26 protein-coding genes are annotated in these 26,200 nt (G+C 67.2%); 11 read left to right on the forward strand and 15 right to left on the reverse strand.

Annotation, left to right across the window (positions count from 1 at the left end):
• Positions 1 to 40 precede the first annotated feature (40 nt).
• From rplT to infC, 3 genes are all read right to left on the reverse strand, one after another.
• Positions 41 to 430 carry a 50S ribosomal protein L20 gene (gene rplT, locus QM806_RS03065; RefSeq protein WP_005247385.1) on the reverse strand — a complete coding sequence of 130 codons (390 nt, stop codon included), beginning with the start codon at positions 428 to 430 and terminating at the stop codon, positions 41 to 43.
• 63 nt (positions 431 to 493) lie between these two features.
• Entirely contained in the window at positions 494 to 688 is a 195-nt protein-coding gene (gene rpmI, locus QM806_RS03070) for a 50S ribosomal protein L35 (protein ID WP_005571085.1), read from the reverse strand.
• Positions 689 to 745: 57 nt separating this feature from the next.
• Positions 746 to 1,402: a translation initiation factor IF-3 gene (gene infC / locus QM806_RS03075; RefSeq protein WP_080606194.1), complete on the reverse strand. Its 657-nt coding sequence runs from the start codon at positions 1,400 to 1,402 to the stop codon at positions 746 to 748.
• A gap of 377 nt (positions 1,403 to 1,779) precedes the next feature.
• Between infC and QM806_RS03080 the strand changes: the two genes are divergently transcribed.
• On the forward strand, positions 1,780 to 2,163 hold the full coding sequence (locus QM806_RS03080; RefSeq protein ID WP_005247396.1) for a DUF1844 domain-containing protein: 384 nt from the start codon (positions 1,780 to 1,782) through the stop codon (positions 2,161 to 2,163).
• 1 nt (position 2,164) lies between these two features.
• Positions 2,165 to 2,578, forward strand: a complete 414-nt coding sequence (locus QM806_RS03085; protein ID WP_005571086.1) for a DUF1801 domain-containing protein — start codon at positions 2,165 to 2,167, stop codon at positions 2,576 to 2,578.
• Between the two features lie 7 nt (positions 2,579 to 2,585).
• Here QM806_RS03085 and QM806_RS03090 read toward each other — a convergent pair whose 3' ends face one another.
• Positions 2,586 to 3,287: a helix-turn-helix transcriptional regulator gene (locus tag QM806_RS03090; RefSeq protein WP_283290281.1), complete on the reverse strand. Its 702-nt coding sequence runs from the start codon at positions 3,285 to 3,287 to the stop codon at positions 2,586 to 2,588.
• Between the two features lie 119 nt (positions 3,288 to 3,406).
• Here QM806_RS03090 and QM806_RS03095 point away from each other — a divergent pair, with 119 nt between their 5' ends.
• Positions 3,407 to 4,153: an alpha/beta fold hydrolase gene (locus QM806_RS03095; protein WP_120660718.1), complete on the forward strand. Its 747-nt coding sequence runs from the start codon at positions 3,407 to 3,409 to the stop codon at positions 4,151 to 4,153.
• A gap of 6 nt (positions 4,154 to 4,159) precedes the next feature.
• On the opposite strand, the gene uvrA is transcribed toward QM806_RS03095, so the two are convergent.
• Positions 4,160 to 7,153 carry an excinuclease ABC subunit UvrA gene (gene uvrA, locus QM806_RS03100; protein WP_005260410.1) on the reverse strand — a complete coding sequence of 998 codons (2,994 nt, stop codon included), beginning with the start codon at positions 7,151 to 7,153 and terminating at the stop codon, positions 4,160 to 4,162.
• A 151-nt stretch (positions 7,154 to 7,304) separates the two neighbouring features.
• Between uvrA and QM806_RS03105 the strand changes: the two genes are divergently transcribed.
• The 4 genes from QM806_RS03105 to QM806_RS03120 all read left to right on the forward strand — a co-directional run bounded on the left by QM806_RS03105 (position 7,305) and on the right by QM806_RS03120 (position 11,952).
• A complete protein-coding gene (locus tag QM806_RS03105; RefSeq protein ID WP_005260409.1) occupies positions 7,305 to 7,994 on the forward strand; it encodes an MBL fold metallo-hydrolase in 690 nt (229 codons plus the stop codon).
• A 168-nt stretch (positions 7,995 to 8,162) separates the two neighbouring features.
• Positions 8,163 to 9,125 (forward strand): DoxX family protein, encoded by a 963-nt coding sequence (locus QM806_RS03110; RefSeq protein WP_005571095.1) that lies wholly within the window; start codon positions 8,163 to 8,165, stop codon positions 9,123 to 9,125.
• Between the two features lie 161 nt (positions 9,126 to 9,286).
• Positions 9,287 to 11,569, forward strand: coding sequence for a HelD family protein (locus tag QM806_RS03115; protein ID WP_283290286.1), 2,283 nt, complete (start codon positions 9,287 to 9,289; stop codon positions 11,567 to 11,569).
• A complete protein-coding gene (locus QM806_RS03120) occupies positions 11,566 to 11,952 on the forward strand; it encodes a DUF732 domain-containing protein (protein ID WP_005571097.1) in 387 nt (128 codons plus the stop codon). The genes QM806_RS03115 and QM806_RS03120 overlap by 4 nt, the downstream gene beginning before the upstream one ends.
• A 13-nt stretch (positions 11,953 to 11,965) precedes the next feature.
• On the opposite strand, the gene QM806_RS03125 is transcribed toward QM806_RS03120, so the two are convergent.
• The 3 genes from QM806_RS03125 to uvrB all read right to left on the reverse strand — a co-directional run bounded on the left by QM806_RS03125 (position 11,966) and on the right by uvrB (position 15,672).
• Positions 11,966 to 12,418, reverse strand: coding sequence for a universal stress protein (locus QM806_RS03125; protein WP_005260405.1), 453 nt, complete (start codon positions 12,416 to 12,418; stop codon positions 11,966 to 11,968).
• 188 nt (positions 12,419 to 12,606) lie between these two features.
• Positions 12,607 to 13,479: an SCO6745 family protein gene (locus QM806_RS03130; protein WP_182625071.1), complete on the reverse strand. Its 873-nt coding sequence runs from the start codon at positions 13,477 to 13,479 to the stop codon at positions 12,607 to 12,609.
• Positions 13,480 to 13,509: 30 nt separating this feature from the next.
• Entirely contained in the window at positions 13,510 to 15,672 is a 2,163-nt protein-coding gene (uvrB, locus tag QM806_RS03135; RefSeq protein ID WP_005260403.1) for an excinuclease ABC subunit UvrB, read from the reverse strand.
• A 77-nt stretch (positions 15,673 to 15,749) separates the two neighbouring features.
• Here uvrB and QM806_RS03140 point away from each other — a divergent pair, with 77 nt between their 5' ends.
• Positions 15,750 to 16,268, forward strand: a complete 519-nt coding sequence (locus tag QM806_RS03140) for a ribonuclease FAU-1 family protein (protein WP_005571099.1) — start codon at positions 15,750 to 15,752, stop codon at positions 16,266 to 16,268.
• Position 16,269: 1 nt separating this feature from the next.
• Here the strand turns inward: QM806_RS03140 and coaE are convergent, their stop codons facing one another.
• A complete protein-coding gene (gene coaE, locus QM806_RS03145) occupies positions 16,270 to 17,484 on the reverse strand; it encodes a dephospho-CoA kinase (protein WP_182625070.1) in 1,215 nt (404 codons plus the stop codon).
• Between the two features lie 170 nt (positions 17,485 to 17,654).
• Here coaE and QM806_RS03150 point away from each other — a divergent pair, with 170 nt between their 5' ends.
• Positions 17,655 to 17,873, forward strand: coding sequence for a hypothetical protein (locus QM806_RS03150; RefSeq protein ID WP_005260399.1), 219 nt, complete (start codon positions 17,655 to 17,657; stop codon positions 17,871 to 17,873).
• A gap of 148 nt (positions 17,874 to 18,021) precedes the next feature.
• On the opposite strand, the gene rpsA is transcribed toward QM806_RS03150, so the two are convergent.
• On the reverse strand, positions 18,022 to 19,506 hold the full coding sequence (gene rpsA / locus QM806_RS03155; protein WP_005260398.1) for a 30S ribosomal protein S1: 1,485 nt from the start codon (positions 19,504 to 19,506) through the stop codon (positions 18,022 to 18,024).
• A 249-nt stretch (positions 19,507 to 19,755) separates the two neighbouring features.
• On the opposite strand from rpsA, the gene QM806_RS03160 reads away from it, so the two are divergent.
• Entirely contained in the window at positions 19,756 to 20,649 is an 894-nt protein-coding gene (locus QM806_RS03160; protein ID WP_005571113.1) for a class I SAM-dependent methyltransferase, read from the forward strand.
• Positions 20,650 to 20,688: 39 nt separating this feature from the next.
• Here the strand turns inward: QM806_RS03160 and QM806_RS03165 are convergent, their stop codons facing one another.
• From QM806_RS03165 to QM806_RS03180, 4 genes are all read right to left on the reverse strand, one after another.
• On the reverse strand, positions 20,689 to 21,450 hold the full coding sequence (locus QM806_RS03165; RefSeq protein ID WP_005247428.1) for an amino acid ABC transporter ATP-binding protein: 762 nt from the start codon (positions 21,448 to 21,450) through the stop codon (positions 20,689 to 20,691).
• Complete coding sequence (locus QM806_RS03170; protein WP_005571114.1) at positions 21,447 to 22,430, reverse strand: amino acid ABC transporter permease; 984 nt, start codon at positions 22,428 to 22,430, stop codon at positions 21,447 to 21,449. Before QM806_RS03170 ends, QM806_RS03165 begins: the two co-directional genes overlap by 4 nt.
• 20 nt (positions 22,431 to 22,450) lie before the next feature.
• Positions 22,451 to 23,380 carry an ABC transporter substrate-binding protein gene (locus QM806_RS03175; RefSeq protein ID WP_050787246.1) on the reverse strand — a complete coding sequence of 310 codons (930 nt, stop codon included), beginning with the start codon at positions 23,378 to 23,380 and terminating at the stop codon, positions 22,451 to 22,453.
• 148 nt (positions 23,381 to 23,528) lie between these two features.
• A complete protein-coding gene (locus QM806_RS03180; RefSeq protein WP_043792300.1) occupies positions 23,529 to 24,626 on the reverse strand; it encodes an isocitrate/isopropylmalate dehydrogenase family protein in 1,098 nt (365 codons plus the stop codon).
• Between the two features lie 19 nt (positions 24,627 to 24,645).
• Here QM806_RS03180 and QM806_RS03185 point away from each other — a divergent pair, with 19 nt between their 5' ends.
• Positions 24,646 to 25,167 carry a 2'-5' RNA ligase family protein gene (locus QM806_RS03185; protein ID WP_005571116.1) on the forward strand — a complete coding sequence of 174 codons (522 nt, stop codon included), beginning with the start codon at positions 24,646 to 24,648 and terminating at the stop codon, positions 25,165 to 25,167.
• On the opposite strand, the gene QM806_RS03190 is transcribed toward QM806_RS03185, so the two are convergent.
• Positions 25,168 to 26,073, reverse strand: a complete 906-nt coding sequence (locus tag QM806_RS03190; RefSeq protein ID WP_005571117.1) for a DMT family transporter — start codon at positions 26,071 to 26,073, stop codon at positions 25,168 to 25,170.
• Between the last annotated feature and the right edge of the window lie 127 nt (positions 26,074 to 26,200).

Below are 26,200 nucleotides of genomic sequence, written 5' to 3' on the forward strand. Positions count from 1 at the left end.
GGTCGTTTCCGAGGCTCTGAAGGCCGGGGTGCTGCGAGACTCAGGCTGCTTCTCCGGCCGGAGCGTTCACGTCGGCCGGGAGCGCCGCCTTGGCGAGGGCCACGAGGCCGGCGAATGCCGCCGCGTCGGAAACGGCCAGCTCGGCGAGGTTCTTGCGGTCGACCTCGATCTCGGCCAGACGCAGACCCTGGATCAGGCGGTTGTACGTGATGTCGTTCGCCCGTGCAGCAGCGTTGATACGCGTGATCCACAGCTTGCGGAAGTCGCCCTTGCGCGCGCGGCGGTCACGGTAGGCGTAGGTCAGCGAGTGGAGCTGCTGTTCCTTCGCCTTGCGGTACAGGCGCGAGCGCTGTCCGCGGTAGCCGCTGGAGGCTTCGAGAATCGAACGACGCTTCTTCTGGGCGTTTACCGCCCTCTTTACGCGTGCCACTGAAAAATCCTGTCAATCTTGGGGCGGTGAGCTGCCCCGGGTGGTCAGTAAAAGGGTGTCGACTCAGATGTCGAGCAGGCGCTTGATGCGAGGAGTGTCAGCCTTGCTGACGACAGCCACGCCATCGAGGCGACGGGTCACCTTCGAGGCCTTGTGCTCGAGCAGGTGGCGGCGACCGGCCTTCTGGCGCAGGATCTTTCCGCTGCCGGACACCTTGAATCGCTTCGCGGTGCCGCTGTGGGTCTTCGACTTGGGCATGGAGTCCTCAGTTCTCTGTATCCGGACGGTGATCCGGGTCGTGCTGGTGTAGTCGGACTAGCTGGTCGGCGCTTCGCCGGGCGCACTGTCGCCCGCCTGCTCCGCAGGTGCCGCAGGAGCCTGTGCCGGCGCGGCCGGCGCGGGAGTTGCCCGCTGCGCCGGCGGCGCAGCGGCGCTTTCCTGCGCCTTCACACGGGTCTTCGCGCCCTTGTGCGGAGCGAGCACCATCGTCATGTTTCGACCGTCCTGCTTGGCGGACGTCTCCACGAACCCGAGATCCGCCACGTCTGCACCGAGACGCTGCAGCAGCCGGAATCCGAGCTCCGGACGCGACTGCTCACGTCCGCGGAACATGATCGTGACCTTGACCTTGGATCCGGCTTCGAGGAAGCGCACGACGTTGCGCTTCTTCGTCTCGTAGTCGTGATCGTCGATCTTGGGGCGGAGCTTCTGCTCCTTGATGACCGTGAGCTGCTGGTTCTTGCGCGACTCACGCGCCTTCTGCGCGGCCTCGTACTTGAACTTGCCGTAGTCCATGATCTTGCAGACCGGCGGGCGAGCGTCGGGGGCCACCTCGACCAGGTCGAGATCGGCCTCGAGGGCCAAGCGGAGTGCATCTTCAACACGCACGATGCCAACCTGTTCACCTCCGGGTCCGACGAGGCGGACCTCGGGAACTCGGATGCGATCGTTGATGCGGGTCTCAGTGCTGATGGGGCCTCCTAGGTTGAACGGTCTTGTCTCGAGACCGCCAGCAGCCCGTACGCCCGGATTCCCAACAAAAAAGCCCCGCTGCGGTGAATGACTCTCACCATGCGGGGCCCGATGTCGACCGGTCAGACGAACTCACGGCTCACGCCGATCCCTCGTCTCCTCACACTCGAGGAACTCGAACCGAGTAGCCTCGGACCGAGCGACCGGACCACTGAACTGCAGTTTTACCTGCCGCGCAGAGGTGGGAGTCGGACTCCACTTGCTGCCCCCGACAAATCCGAAGGCGGTCGTTGCGTCAAGAGTAACATTTGCGCACGTCGTGAGCTAATCGATACCGGGACGTTGCGCCGGCGGACGCTGGTGGAATCCTCTAAGGCATGACGGACAACATCGATGACACCCCGAACGACGGCACCCTGACCGGCGGTGACCAGAATACCGACGTCCGGGAACTGGCCGACGTTCCCTCGGTCGAGGTCATCAGCCGCGCCGCGGTCATGCTCATGAGTTCGGCAGCCGAGAAACTGGGCCTCTCCGACGCCGACCCCGACTCCAGCCCCCACCGCGACCTCGACGAGGCCCGGCGGGTCATCACCGCCCTCGCCGGCCTGGTGACCGCGTCCATCGAGTACCTCGGACCGCACGCGGGACCGATCCGGGAAGGCCTCCAGGCGCTGCAGCGCGCGTTTCGCGAAGCGTCGTCGCACCCGGACGAGCCGGGCAAGGGTCCAGGCGAGAAGTACACCGGCCCCGTGTACTGACATGGCGAGCCGCAACAAGACCGCGCGGACGCCCGCCGGCGTCGACGAGTTCCTCGCCACGATCGCCGACCCGGTCAAGTGCGCCGACAGCGCACGACTGGTGGAACTGCTCACCGCCGCGAGCGGAGAGCCCGCCGCGATGTGGGGCACGAGCATCGTCGGGTTCGGCTCCCGCCACTACAGGTACGCCAGCGGACACGAGGGCGATACCGCACTGATCGGCTTCTCGCCCCGGGCCGCGGCACTCACCCTGTACCTCTCGCTCGACTTCACCGAGCACGAGGCCGAACTCGCCACCCTCGGCAAGCACACACTCGGCAAGGGCTGCCTCTACGTCAAGAAGCTCGCCGACGTCGACGAGTCGGTTCTCGTCTCGTTGCTGAACCGATCCGTGGCCGCCGCCCGCGCGCTCTGATCGGATCTCACCGTTCGAACACGCTGCGCGCGTCGGCCGGCGGTTCGCCGAAGAGGCTCGGATCGCGTGGGGCGAACGACCGGCCGGTGAGGGTGGCGTCGGACACCCGATCCAGCCGGAACCACCGCACACCCGCGCGGCTCAGACACCACGCGACGAGGAACCACGATCCCCTCGTGTGAGCGAGAAGGTGCGGTTCGACGACGCGTTCGGTGCGCTCACCGTCCCGGTCCACATACCGGAGCGACACCATCAGCTCGCGCTGCACGCCGTCCTCGACGACGCGGCGGATGCGTGGTTCCGCGCTCGCCGTGTCGGCGTCTCGCCGGATCCACACCTTCGCGCCGAGTCGCTCCACTCGCTCCCTCGACTCGGCGTCCATCACGTCGAGCAGTTTGGCCAGCGCGGCCCGGCCGTCGGTCGCGAACGGCGCATCGCGAAACGCCGTGAGGGCCAACGCCACCGAGACCGCTTGAGCGGGAGTGAAATTCACCGGTGGCAACGTGCCGTTCCCGATGATCCCGTATCCCCCGCCCGGCCCGGCAGTGGCCCGGATCGGGGCGCCCGAGGATTGCAGCACGGCGATGTCCCGCTTGATCGTCCGGGTGGTCACCTCGAACTGCGCCGCCAACTGCTCCGCGGTCCGGCCCCGGTTCCCCGCGCGGCGCAGTTCTTCCGTCAGGGCGTGGAGGCGGGCTGGACGGTCCATGAGGGCAGTCTGCCGAACGACCGCGGCAAAGTCCCGATTCTCGCCGACCGATTCCGTTACGCGACTGTGACACATACGGTGACACGCAGTTGTCACCGTTACGGGTTCACTCTTGTCTCATGACCCAGACAAGCGAAGCACACGACAGCACAGGCACTCACATCATCCTGGCTCCCGGATTCTGGCTCGGCGCATGGGCTTGGGAGGCAGTGGCTTCCGACCTGGTCCGGCGAGGACACCACGTCACCGCGGTGACCTTGCCCGGACTCGACTCCGCGGACAGCGACCGTGCAGGCATCCGACTGGACGATCACATCTCCGCGATCGCGGATGCCGTCGCGGCCACACCGTCCTCGGAGCGGGTGGTGCTCGTGGCGCACAGCGGCGCGGGTCCGGTGGCCTACGCGGCGAGCGATCGGGTGCCCGACCGACTGGCCCGCATCGTCTACGTCGACTCGGGACCGCTGCAGACCGGCACCGCGCTCCGGGAGGATCTCGACGCTTCGGTCACCGAGATCCCGCTTCCGTCGTGGTCCGAACTCGAGGCCGAAGGCAGCAGCCTCGACGGGCTGGACGACGCCACGCTCGAGATATTTCGCAGCCGCGCAGTGCCCGAACCGGCAGGCCCGGCGAGGGACAGGCTCGAACTCGTCGACAGCAGCCGTCTGGACGTGCCGACCACGGTGATCTGCACGAGCTTCCCGTCGGAGGTCATCCAGCAGATGGCCGGCGCGGGTCATCCGATGGCCGCCGAACTCGCGCAGATCACGAAGGTCGACTACGTCGATCTGCCGACCGGCCACTGGCCGATGTGGTCGCGGCCCGCGGACCTCGCGACCGCGATCGACGCGGCCGCGAGGGACTGACCGAACTCAGCTGACTGCTGCGGCCTTCTTCGGCGCCCGCTTGCGCGGTGTCGCCGTGGCGGCCGCGGCAGTCTTCTTCGTCGAAGCGGGCTTCCGCGACGACGACTTGGCCGCCTTCGACTTCGCCGCAGCGGGAGGCGCCGGCACCTCGAGGACGTTTTCCAGGAACCGACCCGTGTAACTCTCCGGAACCTGCGCCACCTCCTCCGGGGTGCCCTGCGCGACGACGGTGCCGCCGCCGGACCCGCCCTCGGGCCCCATGTCGACCACCCAGTCGGAGGTCTTGATCACGTCGAGGTTGTGCTCGATCACGATCACCGTGTTGCCCTTGTCGACCAACCCGTTGACGACCCCGAGCAACTTGCGGATGTCCTCGAAGTGCAGACCGGTCGTGGGCTCGTCGAGGATGTACACCGTGCGGCCCGTCGACCGTTTCTGCAGCTCGGCGGCGAGCTTCACGCGCTGCGCCTCACCACCGGACAGCGTGGGTGCGGGCTGACCGAGCCGCACGTACCCGAGACCGACCTCGACCAGGGTCTTGAGGTAGCGGTGGATCGAGGTGATGGGCTCGAAGAACTCCGCGGCCTCCTCGATCGGCATGTCCAGCACCTCGGCGATGGTCTTGCCCTTGTAGTGGACCTCGAGGGTCTCGCGATTGTACCGGGCGCCGTGACAGACCTCACACGGCACGTACACGTCGGGAAGGAAGTTCATCTCGATCTTCAACGTGCCGTCGCCGGAGCAGGCCTCGCACCGGCCGCCCTTGACGTTGAACGAGAACCGGCCCGGCTGGTAGCCGCGCACCTTCGACTCGGTGGTGGCGGCGAACAGGGTGCGGATCTTGTCGAACACCCCGGTGTAGGTGGCCGCGTTGGACCGCGGGGTGCGGCCGATCGGCGACTGGTCGACCTGCACGAGCTTGTCCAGCTGGTCGAGCCCGTTGATGCGGGTGTGCCTGCCCGGCACCTGGCGGGCGCCGTTGAGCTTGTTCGCCATCACCGTCGCGAGGATGTCGTTGACGAGCGTCGACTTACCGGACCCGGACACACCGGTGACCGACGTGAGCACGCCCAGCGGGAAGCTGACGTCGATGCCCCCGAGGTTGTGTTCGCGCGCACCGATGACCGTGACCTGCCGCTTGCGATCGACCGGCCGGCGGATGGCCGGAATCTCGATGTGACTGCGGCCCGACAGGTAGGCCCCGGTGAGGGATTCCTCGCAGTCGAGCAGTTCCTCGTACGGCCCGCTGTGGACGACCTTGCCTCCGTGTTCGCCGGCGAGCGGTCCGATGTCGACCACCCAGTCGGACGTGCGGATGGTGTCTTCGTCGTGCTCGACCACGATGAGCGTGTTCCCGAGGTCGCGCAGGCGCGTCAGGGTCTCGATGAGACGCCGGTTGTCGCGCTGATGCAGACCGATCGACGGTTCGTCGAGCACGTACAGGACGCCCACCAGGCCCGAGCCGATCTGAGTGGCGAGGCGGATACGCTGCGCCTCACCACCGGACAGGGTCCCGGCGGCGCGGGCGAGCGACAGGTATTCGAGGCCGACGTCGAGCAGGAAGCCGAGACGTGCCTGAACTTCCTTGAGCACCTGACCGGCGATGGCCTCCTCGCGACTGCCCAGCGTGAGGCTGTTCAGGAAGTCGGCGCAATCGGAGATCGACAATTCACAGACCTCGGCGATCGACTTCATGCCGAACTTCTCGTTCGCGATCGTGACCGACAGGATCTCGGGGCGCAGACGCGCGCCGCCACATGCGGGACAGGGGGTGTCTCGCATGTAGCCGTCGTAGCGTTCCTTCATCTGGTCCGACTCGGTCTGCTCGAGGCGGCGGTGCAGGAAGGGCATGACGCCCTCGAACTCGGCGTAGTAGGAACGGGTACGCCCGTACCGGTTCTTGTACCGGACGTGGACCTGCTCCTCACTGCCCTCGAGGATCGCCCGGCGTGCCTTCGCGGGCAGCTTGTTCCACGGCGTCTTCATATCGAAGCCGAGAATGTCGCCGAGCCCGGACAGCAGGCGGCCGAAGTATTCGGAACTCTGCCCCATCGACCACGGCGCGATGGCTCCGTCCTCGAGGGACAGCTCGGGGTCGGGGACCACGAGGTCGGGGTCGACCTCCTTGCGAATTCCGAGACCCGTGCACTCGGGGCAGGCGCCGTACGGGGAGTTGAACGAGAACGACCGGGGTTCGAGGTCGTCGATGGAGAGAGCGTGGCCGTTCGGGCACGCCAGCTTCTCCGAGAATCGGCGTTCCCGGTCCGCGGCGTCCTCTTCGCGGTCGACGAAGTCGAGGACGACGATGCCCTCCGCCAACCGCAGCGCGGTCTCGACGGAGTCGGTGAGCCGCTGCTTGGAGCCGGCCTTGACAGTGAGGCGGTCGACGACGACCTCGATGTCGTGCTTCTCCTGCTTCTTGAGCTTCGGCGGATCGGAGAGCGGATGCACCACGCCGTCGACCCGCACACGCGAGTAGCCCTGCATGTTGAGCTGGTCGAACAGGTCGACGAATTCACCCTTGCGGGTACGCACGACGGGAGCGAGCACCTGGAACCGGGTGCCTTCCTCCATGTCGAGGACCTGGTCGACGATCTGCTGCGGCGTCTGCCGCGCGATCTGCTCGCCACACACCGGGCAATGGGCGGTGCCCGCCCGGGCGTACAGCAGACGGAGATAGTCGTAGACCTCCGTGATGGTGCCGACCGTCGACCGCGGGTTGCGGTTGGTCGACTTCTGGTCGATGGACACCGCAGGCGACAGACCTTCGATGAAGTCGACGTCGGGCTTGTCCATCTGACCGAGGAACTGGCGCGCGTACGCCGACAGCGACTCGACATAGCGTCGCTGGCCCTCGGCGAAGATCGTGTCGAACGCCAGACTCGACTTGCCCGAGCCCGACAGCCCGGTGAACACGATCAGGCTGTCGCGGGGCAGATCGAGATCGACCCCTCGCAGATTGTGCTCACGGGCACCCCGCACGATAAGGCGATCCGCCACTCCAAGTCCCTTCATTGTTCGACAGCCGAGGACGCGCATGAACGCTGGGCCCTCTGGCCGTGCCATGGTAAGCCGGGGCACCGACACGTTCTGTGGGACGGATGGCCGCCCTGCCACTCACCTGCCTGTATTCGACGGTAGCCTCCCCATCATGACCGAGCAGCCCATGGTGATAGAAGACTCGTACACCGGCCACGTCTCCCCCGGTTCGGCGCCACAGCGCCGCACGGTTCCGGGAGCCACGATCACGAAGATGTCCGTCGGCCCCATGAACAACAACGTGTACCTGGTCGTCTGTTCCACAACCGGAAAATCCGTCCTCATCGACGCCGCCAACGAGGCGGACCGTGTCAACCAGTTAATCGGCGAACACGCTCCGTCCCTCGAGCTGATCGTCACCACGCACCAGCACGGCGACCACTGGCTGGCGCTCGAGGACGTCGCGGCCGCCACCCGCGTGGACACCGCCGCGCATCCACTCGACGCCGACGCACTGCCCGTCCGGCCCGACCGTCTCCTGGAAGACGGTGACACGGTCACCGTCGGCGACGTCACCCTCGACGTGATCCATCTCGCCGGCCACACCCCCGGTTCCGTCGCGCTCGCGCTCACCGAGGCCGGCGGCGGACGCACCCACCTCTTCACCGGTGACTCCCTCTTCCCCGGCGGCGTGGGCAAGACCGCCGACGCCGGCAAGTTCGCATCACTGCTCTCCGACGTCGAAACCAAGCTCTTCGACCGCTACGGCGACGACACGGTCGTCTACCCCGGCCACGGGGACGACACCACCCTCGGCACCGAACGCCCCCACCTCGGGGAGTGGCGCGCGCGCGGCTGGTGACCGCATCCGATCGCCGATTGCGCACCGGACGGTCCACGATTGGCGATCGGCCTCCCTGGGTACTGGTGAATGGGCAGCCCGTCGGTTCGGCAACATCGTCGTACGCCGACGACTGCCCTGAACTCTCGTTAGTGTGAGACGGGAGAACTCGAGATTGGGAGGCCAGGAATGCTTGTCCGTCGTATCGCTCGCCCACTGCTGTCCGCAGTCTTCATCAGCGGAGGGATCGATGCACTTCGAAATCCGGCGCAGAGAGCACAGGCCGCCGCACCACTGATCGACAAGTCCACCGAAACGCTTCCCGAGTCCGTCACGCAGAAGATCCCGTCCGACCCGGAGACGTTGGTCAAGATCAACGCCGCCGTGCAGATCGGCGGCGGAGTGCTTCTCGCCACCGGGAAGGCGCCGCGACTCGCATCGCTCGCACTGGCCGGCAGCCTGGTCCCCACTACCGTTGTGGGGCACGACTTCTGGAACGAGACCGACCCGGCGAAGAAGGCGGCGCAGCGCACTCAGTTCCTCAAGAACGTCAGCCTGCTCGGCGGACTGCTGATCGCCGCCGTCGACACCGAGGGCAAGCCGTCCCTCGGCTGGCGTGGCCGTCGCGCCGCCCGGCACGCACAGGAGGCCGTGGCCGCGGCTCTGCCGCTCGGATCGGGTCACGACCATCACGGTCCCGAGATCGGGGAAGCGTTGGCTGCGGCGTCGGAGCGCGCACGCATCCTGTCCGGTGAGGCCGCCGAGCGCGGGTCCGAAATCCTCGAGGTCGCGAAAGACCGTGGCGCCGAATTCGCGAAGGTAGCGGCGGATCGCGGCCCCGAGTGGGCGGACGTCGCGAAGGAACACGGCTCCGAATGGGCCGAGGTCGCGAAGGAACACGGCTCCGAATGGGCCGAGGTCGCCAAGGAGCGCGGCGCGGAACTCGTCGAACTGGCGAAGGAACGCGGAGCGGAACTCGTCGACGTCGCGAAGGAACGCGGCCCGGAGTGGGCCGAGGTCGCCCGCGAAAAGGGCGGCGAATGGGCCGGCACCGCCGCAGAACGCGGCGAGGTGCTGAGCAAGCGGGCCCGCAAGCAAGCCGAAGCCGCGCTCGAGAAGGCCCGAGCGAAGCGGGACGAACTGTCCCACTGACCCCCGAGTCGCGGCGCCGACCTGCGCCGGATAATCGATCTGATCGGCCCCGGAGACCGCCCCTGACCTGCAATGTCAGCGGGCGGCCTCCGGGGCCGACTAGACTGTCCAGGCACTTTTGCAGCCGATCCGGTTGCAGCCGAACCAGTCAAGGAGACCTCTTGCCCGACGAGGACACGTCACGCGACGAGCGCGAGCTCGAGCAGCAGTACGTGACGATGCTCTACACCCGACTGGACGGCCTTCGCCAATACGCGGCGAACCGGCTGAGCCGTGTACTGCTCGAAACCGGCGGGACCCCGCAGGCCCGCAGCGAGCGGGAGTCGTTCAACCAGCTCTACACCGAAGACCTCGCCAAGTACGACGCCGCCGAGAACGGGCTGTGCTTCGGGCGCATCGATCTCGACGGCGAGCACCGCTACATCGGCCGACTCGGAATCCTCGACGAGGAGAACGACTACGAGACGATGCTCCTCGATTGGCGTGCGCCCCTGGCCCGCCCGTTCTACCTCGCCACCCCCGCAGCCCCCGACGGCGTCTCCCGTCGACGGCACATCCGGACGCGAAGCCGCCGAGTGACGGCCGTCAACGACGAGTATCTGGATCTGGCGGCGGCGGAGGCCGCGGGCACGATCACCGGCTCGGACGGCGTCGCGGGTGAAAGTGCACTGCTCGCCGCGCTCAACGCGGCCCGCACCGGTCAGATGAACGACATCGTCGAGACCATCCAGGGTGAGCAGGACACCATCATCCGGTCGGAGCACAAGAGTGTGCTGGTGGTCCAGGGAGGACCGGGAACCGGCAAGACCGCGGTCGCGCTGCACCGCGCCGCCTACCTGCTCTACACCTACCGGCAGCAGCTCGCGAAAGCCGGTGTCCTCATCATCGGCCCCAACGCCACGTTCCTCGACTACATCGGCCAGGTGCTGCCGTCGCTCGGCGAGACCGGTGTGCTGCTCTCGACCATCGGCGACCTCTACCCCGGTGTCCGCGCCACCGTCGAGGACAGCCTCGACGCCGGCGAGATCAAGGGCTCGCTCGACATGCTGGACGTGCTCAAGAAGGCGGTCCGGGATCGGCAGGAAGTGCCGTCGCGTCCCGTCGAGCTGACCTTCGACACCTACCGGATCACCCTCGACCGCAAAGTCGTCACCCGCGCTCGTGGCCGGGCGAGGTCGTCGCGGCGCCCGCACAACCTGGCCCGGCCCATCTTCGTCTCGTCGGTCATCGAGGCGCTCGCCCAGCAACTCGCGGACACACTGGGCGCCAACGTCGTCGACGGCGGGAACCTGCTGAGCCGGGACGACATCGCCGACATGCGGGACGAGATGCGTGAAGACCCGGAGATCATGACGGCGATCAGCGCGCTGTGGCCGGAACTGTCGCCGCAGCAGGTCCTCGCCGAGCTGTATGCGTCGCCGAAGCGACTGGCCGACGCCGCCCCGAATCTGACCGAAACGCAACGTGAGTCGTTGCGACGCCCCGTCATGCGCGGCTTCAGCGCCGCCGACGCGCCACTCCTCGACGAATTGGCTGAACTGCTCGGCGTCGACGACGCCGCCGAACGGGAACGCGCCCGCCGCCAGTGGCGAGCGCAGATCGCGGATGCCCAGGGCGCCCTGGACATCCTGACAGGTTCGGCGCCGCAGGATCTCGAGGACGAGCTGGACCCGGAAATTCTGATGGCGTACGACCTGATCGACGCCAGCCAGCTGGCCGAACGCCACGACGTGGGACAGCACCAGACCACCGCGGAGCGCGCAGCGGGCGACCGAACCTGGACCTACGGCCACGTCATCGTCGACGAGGCGCAGGAACTCTCGGAGATGGCCTGGCGAATGCTGATGCGGCGCATACCGAATCGTTGGATGACGCTCGTCGGCGACACGGCGCAGACCGGCGACCCGGCGGGAACGTCGTCGTGGCAACGGATCCTCGAGCCGTACGTGGCCGCGCGGTGGAAGCTCACGGAACTGACCGTCAACTACCGCACTCCGGCGGAGATCATGACGTCGGCACGGCGAGTTCTCGTCGAGATCGACGCCGAGCAGACCGTGCCGCGGTCGGTGCGCGAATCCGGTTTCGCACCATGGGCACTGCAGGTGTCCGAATCCGAACTCGCGGACACGGTGCGCACCTGCGTGTCCCGGGAATCGGGACCGGGCACGACTGTCGTGATCGGGGGCCACGACCTGGTCGCCGCACTGGCCGATCTGAAGTCGGACACCGTCAGCGTCCTGACGGTGCGGGACGTCAAGGGGTTGGAGTTCGACTCGGTGCTCATCGCCGAGCCACAGGACATTCTCGACGAGTCGCCGCGGGGAATGAACGACCTCTACGTCGCCCTGACCCGCGCGACGCAACGACTCGGTGTGGTGCACACGAAGGCGTTGCCCGCGGTGCTGTCCGAACTCGGTCCGGCCGAGGTCGGGATCCTGTCGTGACACCGGGCGGTCGCGGTCGGCTGATCGGGTGTGGGCTCGCCCTCACCACGATCGTGCTGACCGCGTGCTCGGAGGCCACCGCCTCCGGCCCGCCGCCGACGGCCCCGCCTGCGTCCACTACGTCCGCATCACACCTGGACTCGCGTGGCCTGCGCTACAAGGAGGCGCTGATCGAGTCCGGCATACCGGCGCTGCCCGACGACACGGTGATGGCGCTGGCCAACGGCATCTGCGGTCAACGGTCCGAGGGCACCGACGAGGCCACGATCCTCGCGCATCTGACCCCCATGGCGCAGTTCGCCTCGGCGACATCGGATATCGGCCTCACCACCGAACAGGTGGCGCAGGTCTATCTCGATGCCGCCGAGGCGAACTACTGTTGATCCGTCTCCGGTCTCAGCGCACCGTGTGGACGATCAGGACGTCGGACGTCGACTTGCGTGCGGCATCCGAAGGAACGGACCCGAGGAGACGCCCGGTGAGCGTGTTGAGTCCGCGGTTGCCGATCACCAGAAGACCGGCCTCGACCTCGTCGACCAGGTTCAGCAGCGACTCGACCGGGGCACCGACGACAGCCCGCTCCACGACCTCCTTGGCGCCGGCCGCGTGGGCGCGCTCCTTCGCGGTGCGGAGGATGTCGTACGTCGGGGCGGAACCGGTGATCTGGTAGGCCTCGTCACCGAGCGCGTCGGCGGCCTGCCCGACGTCCTTCGGATCGGCCGGGTAGTACGCGCAGGCGATGATCAGTTTGGCACCGGCGTCCCCCGCGATGGCAGCAGCCTTCTCGACGGCCAGAAACGACGACTCGGAGCCATCGGTTCCGACGACAACGGTCCGGTAGGCGCTCATTCATTCCTCCATGTCTGCGGTGGTCAACTGGCCGGGGTCCGGACATACGTCATGCCTGGACCCAGCAGCCACTGCGCTGACCCTAGCCGTATCGGTGCCCGCATAGGTGCATTTGCAACACATGCCACAAGGGAGATCCCCAGTGCATGACGGATCCCATTCCGGATGCGCGCAGGCTGTGATCAGCGTCAGTGCGACGTGCCGACCTTGGGACCGAACACGCCGGCGGGGAACACCCCCGCCGCGACGATCGCGTCACGCCACGGGGTCGCGAGTTCGACGAGCCGGGCCGCCCCGTCCTCCCCCAGCGCGGCCCACGGGGCCAGCGCGAGATCGTCGGTGAGATCCTCGACCAGTTCCCGCAGTTCCTTACCGTTGGCGGTGAGTTCGCCCCGGGCGTCCAGGATCTCCCGGTCACGGAGACTGTCGCATGCCCAGTCCCACTGGTCCTGGGTCCAGGCGCGGCGCGTGATCGCGAACTTCTTCTGGAAGCCGAACCCGGTCGCGGTGTGCGTGATCAGCGATTCGAGTCCGCTCAGTCCCGCGGTCTGCAGGGCGGCGACGTGACCGTCGCCGCGGTACTCCCGCAGCAGTGTGAGGGCATGCCAGAAAGCGAGGTGCGGTGCGTCCGGCCACGCCACCTCCGCGTACCCCGCATACAGCGGCCTGCCCTCGACACCCGGGATCCCCCGCGCCGCGATCGACGCGAGTTCGGCGGCCTCGGCCATCTCCGGTGAACTCGTCACCGATTCGCCGAGAAGTCGCACGTACGCCTCCCCGACCGCCCGGTACCGCGCCTCGACGACTGCCCCGGGCGTGGTCAGACCCCAGGCACGCGGAATGACCGACTCGATCACGACGGGACTGAAGTTGAAGAAGGTCGCAGTGACAACGCCCGCACCGACCGCGCCCATCGGCGCGGAGCGGCCCGCGAAGTAGCCCATCCGACCCGGCTCGAGACCTGCCTCGACCAGACGATCCTCGACCTCGGGAACGAAGTAGCTGAGGGAATGAAGCAGCTCCAATGACCGGGCGGTACGACCTGCGCTGTGTGCATCCATGCTTCAGACCGTACTGCCTCGGCGCCGTCGCTATTTCAGGCCCGCAGCGTCCATGCCGCGCAGTTCCTTCTTCAGGTCGGCGATCTCGTCGCGCAGTCGTCCGGCGAGTTCGAACTGCAGATCACGGGCGGCGTTCATCATCTGATCGGTCAATTCCTTGACCAGGTCCGCCAACTCCGCCCTGGGCATCGACTTCGTGTCGCGTCCCTCGTACACCCCGGCGCTGACCGAGCGCCCGGCCTCGCCCTGCGCGCGGCGCCCGCGGGTGGCGTTGCGTCCGGAACCGCCGACGTCGACTCCGCTGGCCGTGTCCTCGGCTTCCTCGTAGACTTGGTCGAGGATGTCTGCGATCTTCTTCCGCAGCGGCTGCGGATCGACGCCCATCTTCTCGTTGTAGGCGATCTGCTTCTCCCGCCGACGCTCGGTCTCCTCGATCGCGTGCTGCATCGAGTCGGTGATCTTGTCGGCGTACATGTGGACCTGGCCGGAGACGTTACGAGCCGCACGGCCGATCGTCTGGATGAGGCTGGTCGAACTCCGCAGGAACCCCTCCTTGTCGGCGTCGAGGATGGCAACCAACGACACCTCGGGAAGGTCGAGGCCCTCACGCAGCAGGTTGATACCCACCAGAACGTCGTACTCCCCCAGCCGGAGCTGCCGGAGCAGCTCGACCCGGCGCAGGGTGTCGATGTCCGAGTGCAGGTACCGCACCCGGATACCGAGCTCGAGGAGATAGTCGGTGAGGTCTTCCGCCATCTTCTTCGTCAACGTGGTGACGAGGACGCGCTCGTCCCGGTCCGCGCGTTCGCGGATCTCGTGCACGAGGTCGTCGATCTGCCCCTTGGTCGGTTTGACGACGACCTGGGGGTCGACGAGACCGGTGGGGCGGATGACCTGCTCGACGAACTCCCCGCCGGCCTGCCCCAGCTCGTACTTGCCGGGCGTGGCCGACAGATACACCGTCTGCCCGATGCGCTGGGTGAACTCCTCCCACGTCAGCGGGCGGTTGTCGGTGGCGGACGGCAACCGGAACCCGAACTCGACGAGGTTCCGCTTGCGCGACATGTCGCCCTCGTACATCGCGCCGATCTGCGGGACCGTCACGTGGGACTCGTCGATGACGAGCAGGAAGTCCTCCGGGAAGTAGTCGATGAGCGTCGCGGGCGCCGTGCCCGGCCCGCGACCGTCGATGTGACGCGAGTAGTTCTCGATGCCGGAACAGAACCCGACCTGCTTGATCATCTCGAGGTCGTACTGGGTGCGCATCCGGAGACGCTGCGCCTCGAGCAGCTTGCCCTTGTTCTCGAGGTCGGCGAGCCGTTCCTCGAGTTCGGCTTCGATGTCCTTGACGGCGCGTTCCATCCGCTCGGGACCCGCGACGTAGTGCGTGGCCGGGAAGATGCGCACCGAGTCGACCTTCCGCACCACGTCCCCGGTGAGGGGGTGCAGGTAGTACAGCGCTTCGATCTCGTCACCGAAGAACTCGATCCGGACCGCCAGCTCCTCGTACGAGGGAATGATCTCGACGGTGTCGCCGCGCACCCGGAAGGAGCCACGGGTGAACGCCAGATCGTTGCGGGTGTACTGCACGTCGACCAGCAGCCGCAGCAGAGCGTCGCGCGGAACCTCCACACCGACCTCGAGCTGCACCGACCGGTCGAGGTACGACTGCGGGGTGCCGAGGCCGTAGATGCACGACACGGACGCCACCACGACCACGTCCCGTCGCGAGAGCAGGCTCGACGTCGCGGAGTGGCGCAGTCGCTCGACGTCGTCGTTGATCGACGAGTCCTTCTCGATGTAGGTGTCGGTCTGCGCGATGTACGCCTCGGGCTGGTAGTAGTCGTAGTACGAGACGAAGTACTCCACCGAGTTGTTGGGCAGCATGTCGCGCAGCTCGTTGGCCAACTGTGCGGCGAGCGTCTTGTTGGGCGCCATCACCAGGGTGGGCCGCTGCACCTTCTCGATCAGCCACGCCGTGGTCGCGGACTTACCCGTACCGGTGGCGCCGAGCAGGACCACGTCCTTCTCGCCGGCGTTGATGCGGCGTTCCAGATCGGCGATCGCGGTGGGCTGGTCGCCGGCCGGCTTGTGGTCGCTGACGACCTCGAACCGCGCTTCCGACCGTTCGATGTCCCCGATGGGACGGAACTCGGAATGTGCCACGACGGGGTGCTCGGATGCAAACGCCATGCAACCAGGGTAGGCGCAGGTACCGACAAACTCCCCGACGATCTCGGTCAGCTGAAAAACCCGGTAGGTTCCCCACCATGGCAGGCGCGAGTCACGACATCCACCCACCGAAGGTCGAATACTTCGACCTGAGAGATCACACCAACACCGACCCCAAGGGTTTCGTCCGCCACGTCGATCACTACCGGGTCGAACCGTGGGGGCTGTACATGGCGCGCACCTCCGACCACCGGCAGTTCCACTACCTGGAGTCGTGGCTGCTCCCCGACCTCGGTCTGCGCGCGTCGGTCTTCCACTACCACCCCTACCACCAGCGCGATCAGGACCACTATGTCGACATCGGCACCTTCATCCGCGGTGACGACGTGTGGAAGTCGGAGGACCACTACCTGGATCTGGTCGTCCGCACCGGCCGCGACACCGAACTCCTCGACGTCGACGAGCTGATCGAGGCGCACAGCACCGGCCTGCTCGACACCGCGACGGTCGAGCAGGCGATCCTCACCGCCACCACGGCGATCGACGGCATCGCCGCGCACGGCCACGACCTCGGCCGCTGGCTGGCCTCGATCGGAATGCCGATCGACTGGCGGTGACCTACGCGCTCCAGCCGGTCCGCTCGGCCCATTCCCACGCCCGGTGATAGGCGCGGTCGAACCACGGGGACTTCGCGTCCACATAGGCGGTGATCGCGTCCCGGTAGTCCGTGTGACCGGCCGCCTTCTCCGCCGCACCTTCCTTGACCGCGAGGTACTCGGTCCGGGCGTCGGCGTCGGCGCGGAGCCAGTCGCGGAACACGAGCGCGAACTGCTGTCCGGGCCATCCGTCGACACGAATGTGGATGTTGACGGGCCGTCCCGGATCCGCGCCGCCGTGGATCCGCTTGCCCCACAGCGCCGGGTCCGTCTCTCCGCCCTGGTACGAGGGCTTCGGGTCGTCGGCGGTGATGTGCTCGATGCGAGGGAAACCGGCGTCGGCGAGAGATTCTGCGAGGTCGTCGGCCGTCTCGAGGTTCGCGACGGTCACCTGGACGTCGATGACGTCCTTGGCGGGCAATCCTTCGACGGCCGTCGACCCGATGTGGTCGATCCGGACGGCGCGGTCACCGCACACCAGTGTCAATCGAGCGATCAACCGATCCGCCTGCGCGGGCCACTGCGGATTCGGCGGGGCGAGTTCGGGCCGGACACGGACGACGGACCGTGTGCGGATGTGGGACTCGAAGGGCACGAGTCGCTCCGACCACAGTGCCCGGATCTCCGGCTCGAGCGCGCCCGGGGCGCCGCTGTTGTCGAGCCAGACGTCGGCCGCCGCCCGCCGCTGATCGTCGTCCGCCTGAGCTGCGATCCGCGCCCGCGCATCGTTCTCGGGCATCCCCCGCGATCCGACGAGCCGCCGCACCCGCTCCTCGGCATCGACGAATACGACGACGACCAGGTGGAACGCGGCGCCCATTCCGCCCTCGACCAGCAGTGGAATGTCCTGAACGAGGATCGCGTCTTTTGGCGCCGATTCGATCGTCTCGGTGGTGCGCGCCCCGACGAGCGGGTGGACGATCGAATTCAGCGCCAGCCGTGATTCGTCGTCGGCAAAGGCACGCGCTGCCAGGGCGGGCCGGTCGAGTGCGCCGTCCTCCGTCAGGATCTCCTCACCGAACCGGTCGACGAGGGCAGCGAGGCCGGGTGTTCCGGGTTCGACAACTTCCCTCGCAATCAGATCGGCGTCGACGATGACGGCCCCGAGTTCGGCGAGGACCTTCGACACGGTGGACTTACCGGCTCCTATGCCTCCAGTGAGGCCGATTCTCAACACGCCTCCCAGTGTTGCACCCGCCGCGGACCGAGTACGCACGTCCCTCGCCGATCTCCACCCTCTTCCCTCTCTGCAGACTCACCTGCCCCAAATACCACAGATCTCCGACATGGTCGGTTATGTTCGACCGAACGCACCCGACCTGCACCTTCTCGAAGAAGAGGAACGCCATGCGCGATCACCGCAACCAGTTCGGTCGGCACCGCCTCGGCATCGCGGGCGGGGTGCATTGCATCGAGATCCCCGAGGTGGCGTCCGCACTCGCCGAGCATCGCCGGACCTGGCTCACCGCACTCATCGGCCAGGGCAGGCACAGTTTCGCAACGATGCGCAAGCGTGCCGAGGTGCAGTCGTCGTCCGGCTACTGGATTCCCGCCACCGCGAACTGAGCACCCTCCTCACCCGACACACCACTGTGGCCCAACCTCCGGAGAGGTTGGGCCACAGTCATGTTCGGATGTCCGGCAACGACGAGACCCCGCCCCTGCGGTGCAGGAGCGGGGTCTTCGGCTTTGCCTGACGCGTCAGGCGGACTTGCTAGGCGTTGCCCGACAGCTTCTCGCGCAGAGCGGCGAGCTGTGCGTCGCTGGCCAGCGATCCGCCGGCAGACTCGGACGACGAGGTGCTGGCGGCCGAAGCGGCGTCGGCGTCGCCGGCACCCGACTCGGAGGAGTAGCCGGCAGCAGCGGTGGCAGCCTCGGCGGCCTCGTCTGCAGCGGTCTTCTCCATCTGAGCGGTGTGCATCTTGTGGCGACGCTCAGCCTCGGCGTAGCGGTTCTCCCACTCTTCACGCTGCTTGTCGAAGCCCTCGAGCCATTCGTTGGTCTCGGGATCGAAGCCCTCGGGGAAGATGTAGTTGCCCTGCTCGTCGTAGCTGTCCGCCATGCCGTACTTGGACGGATCGAACTCGGCGTTGTAGTCCTCGTTGGCCTGCTTCAGCGACAGCGAGATGCGACGACGCTCGAGGTCGATGTCGATGACCTTGACGAGTGCATCGTCGTTGACGCCGACAACCTGGTCCGGGACCTCCACGTGGCGCTCGGCCAGCTCGGAGATGTGGACGAGGCCTTCGATTCCCTCTTCGACGCGCACGAAGGCACCGAACGGAACCAGCTTCGTGACCTTGCCGGGCACGATCTGGCCGATGGCGTGCGTGCGGGCGAACTGACGCCACGGGTCTTCCTGCGTCGCCTTGAGCGACAGGGAGACGCGCTCGCGGTCCAGGTCGACGTCGAGAACCTCGACGGTGACCTCGGTGCCGACCTCGACAACCTCGGACGGGTGGTCGATGTGCTTCCAGGACAGCTCGGAAACGTGCACCAGGCCGTCGACGCCGCCCAGGTCCACGAAGGCACCGAAGTTGACGATGGAGGACACGACGCCCTTGCGGACCTGGCCCTTCTGCAGCTGGTGCAGGAACTCGCTGCGAACCTCGGACTGCGTCTGCTCGAGCCACGCACGGCGCGAGAGGACGACGTTGTTGCGGTTCTTGTCGAGCTCGATGATCTTGGCCTCGATCTCCTTGCCGACGTACGGCTGCAGATCGCGGACACGGCGCATCTCGACGAGCGAAGCGGGGAGGAAGCCACGCAGACCGATGTCGAGGATCAGGCCGCCCTTGACGACCTCGATGACGGTGCCCTTGACGGCCTCGTCCTTCTCCTTGAGCTCCTCGATGGTGCCCCAGGCACGCTCGTACTGAGCGCGCTTCTTCGACAGGATCAGTCGGCCTTCCTTGTCCTCCTTGGTGAGGACGAGAGCTTCGACCTCATCGCCCACGGAGACGACCTCGTTGGGGTCGACGTCGTGCTTGATGGAGAGCTCACGGGAAGGGATGACGCCTTCGGTCTTGTAACCGATGTCGAGCAGGACCTCGTCACGATCGACCTTGACGATGGTGCCTTCGACGATGTCGCCATCGTTGAAGTACTTGATCGTTGCGTCGATGGCGGCGAGGAAGTCCTCGGCGGAGCCGATGTCGTTGACGGCTACCTGCGGCGAGGTCACGGTGGTGGAGGGCATGTGTTGAGTTGCTCCGGACGGGTTGTGGTCGGTTGATGGTGTTCTGTCGGACAAGCAACCTGAACCGACGAATCATTCCGCCGAATCAGATCACCGCAAGCGCAGTGAACGACACCCGACTGGAACCGAACAAACTCGAACTGAACCGAATCCGATGCCGCACACAGAGACACTCGCGTGCAATAGGCTACGCGCCCGTGGGCAAGCTGGGCAAACCCGGGCACGTTCCCACGCTCTACTCTGTTGCCCATGCCCGATCCTCGCCCGTCCGATTCTCCCCTCTCGCCCGAAGACGACCGTCACGGCACCGCCAACAGCGTCCTCGGAACGTCCGGGGTGAGCCGCGTCCGCGTCGATTCCGAGTCCAGCGAACGCGCGAGCCGTGCCTGGTGGGACGCCGATGCGGACGACTACCACCGCACCCACGGCGAGTTCCTCGGCGTGGACTCGTCCGAGGGTGAGTTCGTCTGGTGTCCGGAGGGACTCCACGAGGGCGACTACCACCTTCTCGGTGACGTGGCGGGCAAGGACGTCCTCGAGGTGGGCTGCGGTTCCGCTCCCTGCGCGCGGTGGCTCGCCGGCCGGGGCGCCCGGGCAGTCGGGCTCGACCTGTCCATGTCGATGCTGACCCGCGGGGTCGAGGCCATGCGGGCCGGCGGCACGACCGTGCCGCTCGTTCATGCGGGAGCCGAGCACCTCCCCTTCGCCGACGCGAGCTTCGACATCGTGTGTTCGGCTTTTGGAGCAGTTCCGTTCGTGGCGGACTCACAGCAGGTGATGAGCGAGGTGGCCCGGGTTCTTCGCCCGGGTGGGCTGTGGGTCTTCGCCGTCAACCATCCGATCCGCTGGATCTTCCCGGACGATCCGGGCCCCCGTGGACTCACTGCGTCGCTTCCCTACTTCGACCGCACGCCCTACGTGGAGGTCGACGGCGACGGCGTCCCCACCTACGTCGAGCACCACCGGACCATCGGCGACCGGGTGCGCGAGATCGTGGCGGCCGGACTGGAGGTGCGCGACATCATCGAGCCGGAGTGGCCCGAGTGGCTCGACCGGGAATGGGGGCAGTGGAGCCCGCTGCGGGGACAAATCTTCCCCGGCACCGCCATCTTCAGCTGCCGCAAACCCGTGAGTACTTCTTAACCGCCCGCGGTTGAGAAGTACTCACGGGGCCGGAGGCCACTACAGCAGCTTCGACAAGAACAACTTGGTGCGGTCGTGCTGCGGATTGGCGAGCAGCTCGCGGGGATTGCCCGATTCCACGACGACGCCGGCGTCCATGAACACGAGCTGGTCGGCCACCTCGCGCGCGAAACCCATCTCGTGCGTGACGACGACCATCGTCATGCCGCCGGCCGCGAGATCCTTCATCACGGTCAGCACCTCCCCGACCAGCTCCGGGTCGAGGGCGGACGTCGGCTCGTCGAACAGCATCAGCTTGGGGTCCATCGCCAGCGCGCGGGCAATAGCGACGCGCTGCTGCTGACCACCCGACAGCTGCGCCGGGTATGCGTCCGCCTTCTCGCTCAGTCCCACCTGCTCGAGGAGATCACGCCCTCGCTCGAGCGCCTTCTTCTTGCTCAGCCTCTTCACCTGGATGGGCGCCTCGATGATGTTCTCGAGTGCCGTCCGGTGCGGGAACAGGTTGAAGTGCTGGAACACCATCCCGATGTCGCGGCGCTGCTTCGCGGCCGCCCTGGGATGGAGTTCGTAGAGCTTGCCGCCCCGCTCGGAGTACCCGACGATCTCGCCGTCGACGTACAGCCGCCCGGCGTTGACCTGCTCGAGGTGGTTGATGCATCGCAGGAACGTCGACTTCCCCGAGCCCGAGGGCCCGACCAGGCACAGGACCTGGCCGGCGTCGATCTCCAGCGACACACCCTTGAGTACCTTCAGCGCCCCGAAGTTCTTGCACACCCGGTCCGCCTTGACCATCGGCGTCATCGTCGTTCCCCTCCGGGTGTGTCGGGCAAGGTCTCCGGCCCGGGTTCGATCACGAGCGGCTTGCCCTGCGCGTCGGCGAGCGCCTGCAGTTGCCGCGGGGTGAGCTTGCGGGACGCACCCTTCGAGTAGTACCGCTCCAGGTAGAACTGGCCGATCATGAGCAGGCTGGTGATGGCGAGGTACCAGGTGGCGGCCACCATCAGCAGCGGGATGGGCTGGAAGTTCGCGCCCGAGATGTCTCTGGCACGTCCGTACAACTCCAGGCTGTACGGCACCGCGGTGACCAGCGATGTCGTCTTCAGCATGCTGATCAGCTCGTTGCCCGTGGGCGGGATGATCACCCGCATGGCCTGGGGCAGGACCGTGCGGCGCATGGTTTGCGACCAGGTCATGCCGAGCGCCACCGACGCCTCGGTCTGCCCCTCGGCCACCGAGTTCACGCCGGCCCGGACGATCTCGGCCATGTACGCGGCCTCGTTGAGTCCCAGCCCGATCACCGCGAACAGGAACGCCGCGTTGATTCCCTGCAGGTCGATGTGCACGAACTGGTGGACGAACGGGATGCCCAGATCCAGCTGCTTGTAGATGGACGGGAACAGTCCCCAGAACACCAACTGCACATAGACCGGGGTCCCGCGGAAGATCCACAGATACCCCCACGACGCCGCCTTCAGCACCGGGTTCGGCGACAGCCGCATGACGGCGAGGACGACACCCAGGATGATGGCGATCGCCATCGACAGGATCGTCAGCTGGATGGTGTTCCACGCCGCGGCCGAGATCCGTGCATCGAACAGATAGCGGGCGTAGACGTCCCAGCGGTACGCCTCGTTGGTGCGCGCACCGTTGACGAACAACGCCAGCAGCAGGCCGACGACGATCGCGGCGATCCAGCGGCCGGGCCGCCGCAGCGGGATCGCCTTGATCGGTTCCGGTTCCTGCCCCGTCTCGGTGCCGGACCGGTCCGGGGCCTTCTCCACGTCAGACACTCGTCAACCGCTCAGCTCGTGGCGCCGTTGATCTGGGACGTGGTGATGACGCCCGCCTCGACACCCCAGTTCTCCGCGATCGTCCGGTAGGTGCCGTCGTCGATGAGATGCTGCAGGGCCTGCTGGAGGGTCTGTGCGAGCGGCGACCCCTTCGCGACGGGCCAGCCGTACGGCGCGGCGTCGAAGACCTCGCCCGCGGCCTCGATCTTGCCGTCGCTCTGCTTGATCGCGTACGCGGTGACGGGCGAGTCGGCGGACATCGCGTCGACCTTGCCGAGGGCGACGGCGTTGGCCGCGTCGTCCTGGCTGTCGAACTTCACGATCTCGATGGGCGGCTTCCCGGCTGCGACGCACGCCGCGCTCTTGGCGGGCACCTCCTCGAGATCCTCGATGGTGGTGGTCTGCACGCCGACCCGCAGGCCGCACGCGTTGGTGGGGTCGACGGACTTGCCGGCGGGCTGCGCCCACTGCACTCCGGCGCTGAAGTAGGTGGTGAAGTCGACCGACTGCTCGCGTTCCTTGGTGTCGGTGAACGACGACATACCCATGTCGTAGCTGCCGGCCTGGATCGACGGGATGATCTTGTCGAAGTCCGCCTCGGTGTACTCCGGTGTCACGCCGAGCACCTTGCTCACGGCGTCCACGAGGTCGACGTCGAAGCCGACGATCTTGCCGCTCGGATCCTTGAACTCGTTGGGCGAGTAGGGAATATTGACACCGACGATGATCTTGCCGGACGAGGCGATCTTCTCGGGCAGTGTCGCCGCGATGGCATCCACCTTGTCGACTTCCACGGCGACGGTCTCTTCTCCGGAAGGCGTACCACCGCCCTCGGTGTTGCTGGCGCATCCGGCGAGCAGCAGAGCACTGCCGCCCGCCAGTGCACAGATGGTGCGGGCCACTCGGCCTCGCGCGAAGACGGATCGACCAGACACTGGCATGTCCTCCAAGGAAATCGTGGTACACCGAGCGAGCTACGGCGACGGAGAACTCGCGAACTCCGAATAGTCGAACGGTAGGTTACGGCACCCGCATCTGCGGACGTCGTTACCGAACATTAACGGCCTGTCCCGGCCCGTGGCGGCGGTTTCAGCGACGGAGTGTGCGGGCGAGGACCGTCTCGGTGAATTCACCGGTCGACGCGAGTCCACCCAGGTCAGCCGTGGCGACTCCCGATGCGATCGTCACACGGACCGCGTCGCGGATCCGGTGGGCCGCGCCGCCCAGATGCCGGTCCTTGCGACGGTCCCCGAGCCACTCCAGCATCATCGCGGCCGACAGCATCAGCGCCGTGGGGTTGGCCCGGTTGTGGCCCGCGATGTCGGGGGCGGCTCCGTGCGCCGCCTGCGCCATCACCTTGGTCTCGGAACTGTTGATCGACGGGGCCGTGCCGAGCGAGCCGGACAGCTCACCGGTCAGGTCCGACAGGATGTCGCCGAACATGTTCTCCGTCACCACGACGTCGAAGTCGCGTCCCCTGCGGACGAGGTGCGCGGTCATGGCGTCGACATGCTCGTCGTCGATCCGCACGTCCGGGTAGTCGCGCTCCCCCACCTCCCGGCAGACGTCGCGGAACAGCCCGGTCGTCATCGACAGCACGTTGGCCTTGTGCACGATCGTGACGTGCCGGCCGCGGGTGCGCGCCAGCGCGAATGCGGTGTGCGCGATGCGCTCACACGCTTTCCTCGTCACGACGCCGACCGCCAGCGCCACGTCCGGAGTGGGCATGAACTCGCCGCTGCCGGCGAACATGTTCCGATCCGCGTACAAGCCTTCGGTGTTCTCCCGGACGATCACCAGGTCCATGTCCGGGACCGTCGACGCGACGCCCTCGAGCGAGCGCGCGGGGCGGATGTTCGCGAAGAGGTCGAATCTCTTGCGCACCACCCCGCCGGGGGTCAGCCGGCCGCGGAACGGTTCCGGGTAGGCGGCGCTGTCGTGCGGGCCCAGGATCCAGGCGTCGAGTTCGTCCAGCGCGGAGAGCGTGGACTCGGGGATCGGCGTTCCGTGCGACTCGATGGCGCCCAGGCCGAGGGGCAGTTCCACCCAGTCGACGTCGCCGCCTCCTGCCGCGGTCACCGCGGCCGAGACCACCCGCTGGGTTGCCGGGACGATCTCGTGACCGATGCCGTCGCCGAGGAGCACCCCGATCCGGGTATCGGAAATGTTTGCCGTAGCACCGCTCATGAGGCCATCATTGCCTACCATGGTCCAGTCGGTGGAACTGCTGTTCGACGAAGCGACCGACGTTGCCGTGCGCGCGGAGTGGCAACGCCTGTGGGATGCCGGGATGCCCAGCCGCACTCGCGTTCGCGCCGAATCGAATCGGCCCCACATCACCCTGTTCGTGGCACGCCACATCCCACCCGAGATCGACGAACTGCTGGGCCGCCGGATCGCGACGCCCTCGTTCCACATCCGGCTGGGCGGGCTCGTGATGTTCGGCGGCAGGCACGTCACGCTGTCCCGGTTGGTGGTGCCGTCGAAGGCGCTGCTGTCCCTGCACCGCAGCGTGTTCGATCTCGCGGCGCACGCCACGGAGATCACGCCGCACATCCGCCCGGGCGAGTGGACGCCGCACGTGACTCTCGCACGGCGATTGCCTGCCGATCAGATCGCAGAGGCCGCGCGGCTCCTCGACGGCGGCGACATCATCGGCCGGGCGTCGGTGGTGCGCCGGTGGGACGGGGACGCCAAACGCGAGTGGGTCGTCACGGCACCACCATGATCACGGCGCGTCCGCGGCGACCGTCTCGGCTGCCGTGCGCGAAGACCGTTGGGTGACGACGATTCCCGCGATCACCGCGAGTGCCCCGACGGGCTGGTTCCACGAGATGTGCTCGTCGAGTGCGACCGCACCGAGCACGACGCCGACCACCGGTGTCAGGTAGGTGACGGTGGAGGCCGCGGTGGGCCCCCAGCCGCGCACCACGTTCGTGTTCCACACGAACGCCAGCCCGGTGCCGAACGCCCCGAGCCCGATCATCGACGCGACGATCGCGGGAGTCAGGTGCATCGGCGTGCTCGCGACCCATGGGGCGGCGAGGACCATGGCGGCTGCGGCGATCGACACCTGCATGAACGCGATGGTGGGCGTGCCGACGCCCCGCGGAAGGATGAACCGCCTCAGGTAGACCAGTGCCACGCCGTACGACGCGGTGGCGCCGAGGCACGCGAGCTGGGCGGGGACACTGCCGATGATCCCCGCCTGCCACGGCGCCAGCACCACGACCACCCCCGTGAATCCGAGCAGGAGGCCGAACAGCTTTGCGTCCGTGAGCTTCTCCCCAGGCAGGAACGCCAGGGCCACCGACATCGTCATGAGGGGCGTGGTCGCGTTGTAGATGCTGGCCAGGCCCGAACTGATGCTCTGCTCTGCCCAGCTGAACAGCAACCACGGCACCACACACTGGGCGACCGCCAGGACCGACAGGTGCGCCCACGTCGCCGCTTCGCGCGGCAACCGTGTCCGGGTGAGTCCGAGGACGGCACCGAGGGTCACCGCCCCGAACACGAGTCGCCACAGCACGACCTGCGTGAAGGACAGGCCCTCGAGGCCGACCTTGATGAAGAGGAAACTCGCGCCCCAGGCGAGCGCCGCGCCCGCATACTGGACCGCCAGATTCCCTTTCAAAACCGGAAGTCCCCGTGCTGGATGACTTCGTTGTGCGTGTCGGGCGTGCGGCCGGCGAGCGCCAGCGCGTCGAGCGCCAGGAACACGAGGAGTACCACGACCAGGATTGTCATGTCTTCAGCCTCGT

Source organism: Rhodococcus sp. IEGM 1351 (assembly GCF_030056875.1).
In the GTDB taxonomy this organism is placed as follows: Bacteria; Actinomycetota; Actinomycetes; order Mycobacteriales; family Mycobacteriaceae; genus Rhodococcus_F; species Rhodococcus_F opacus.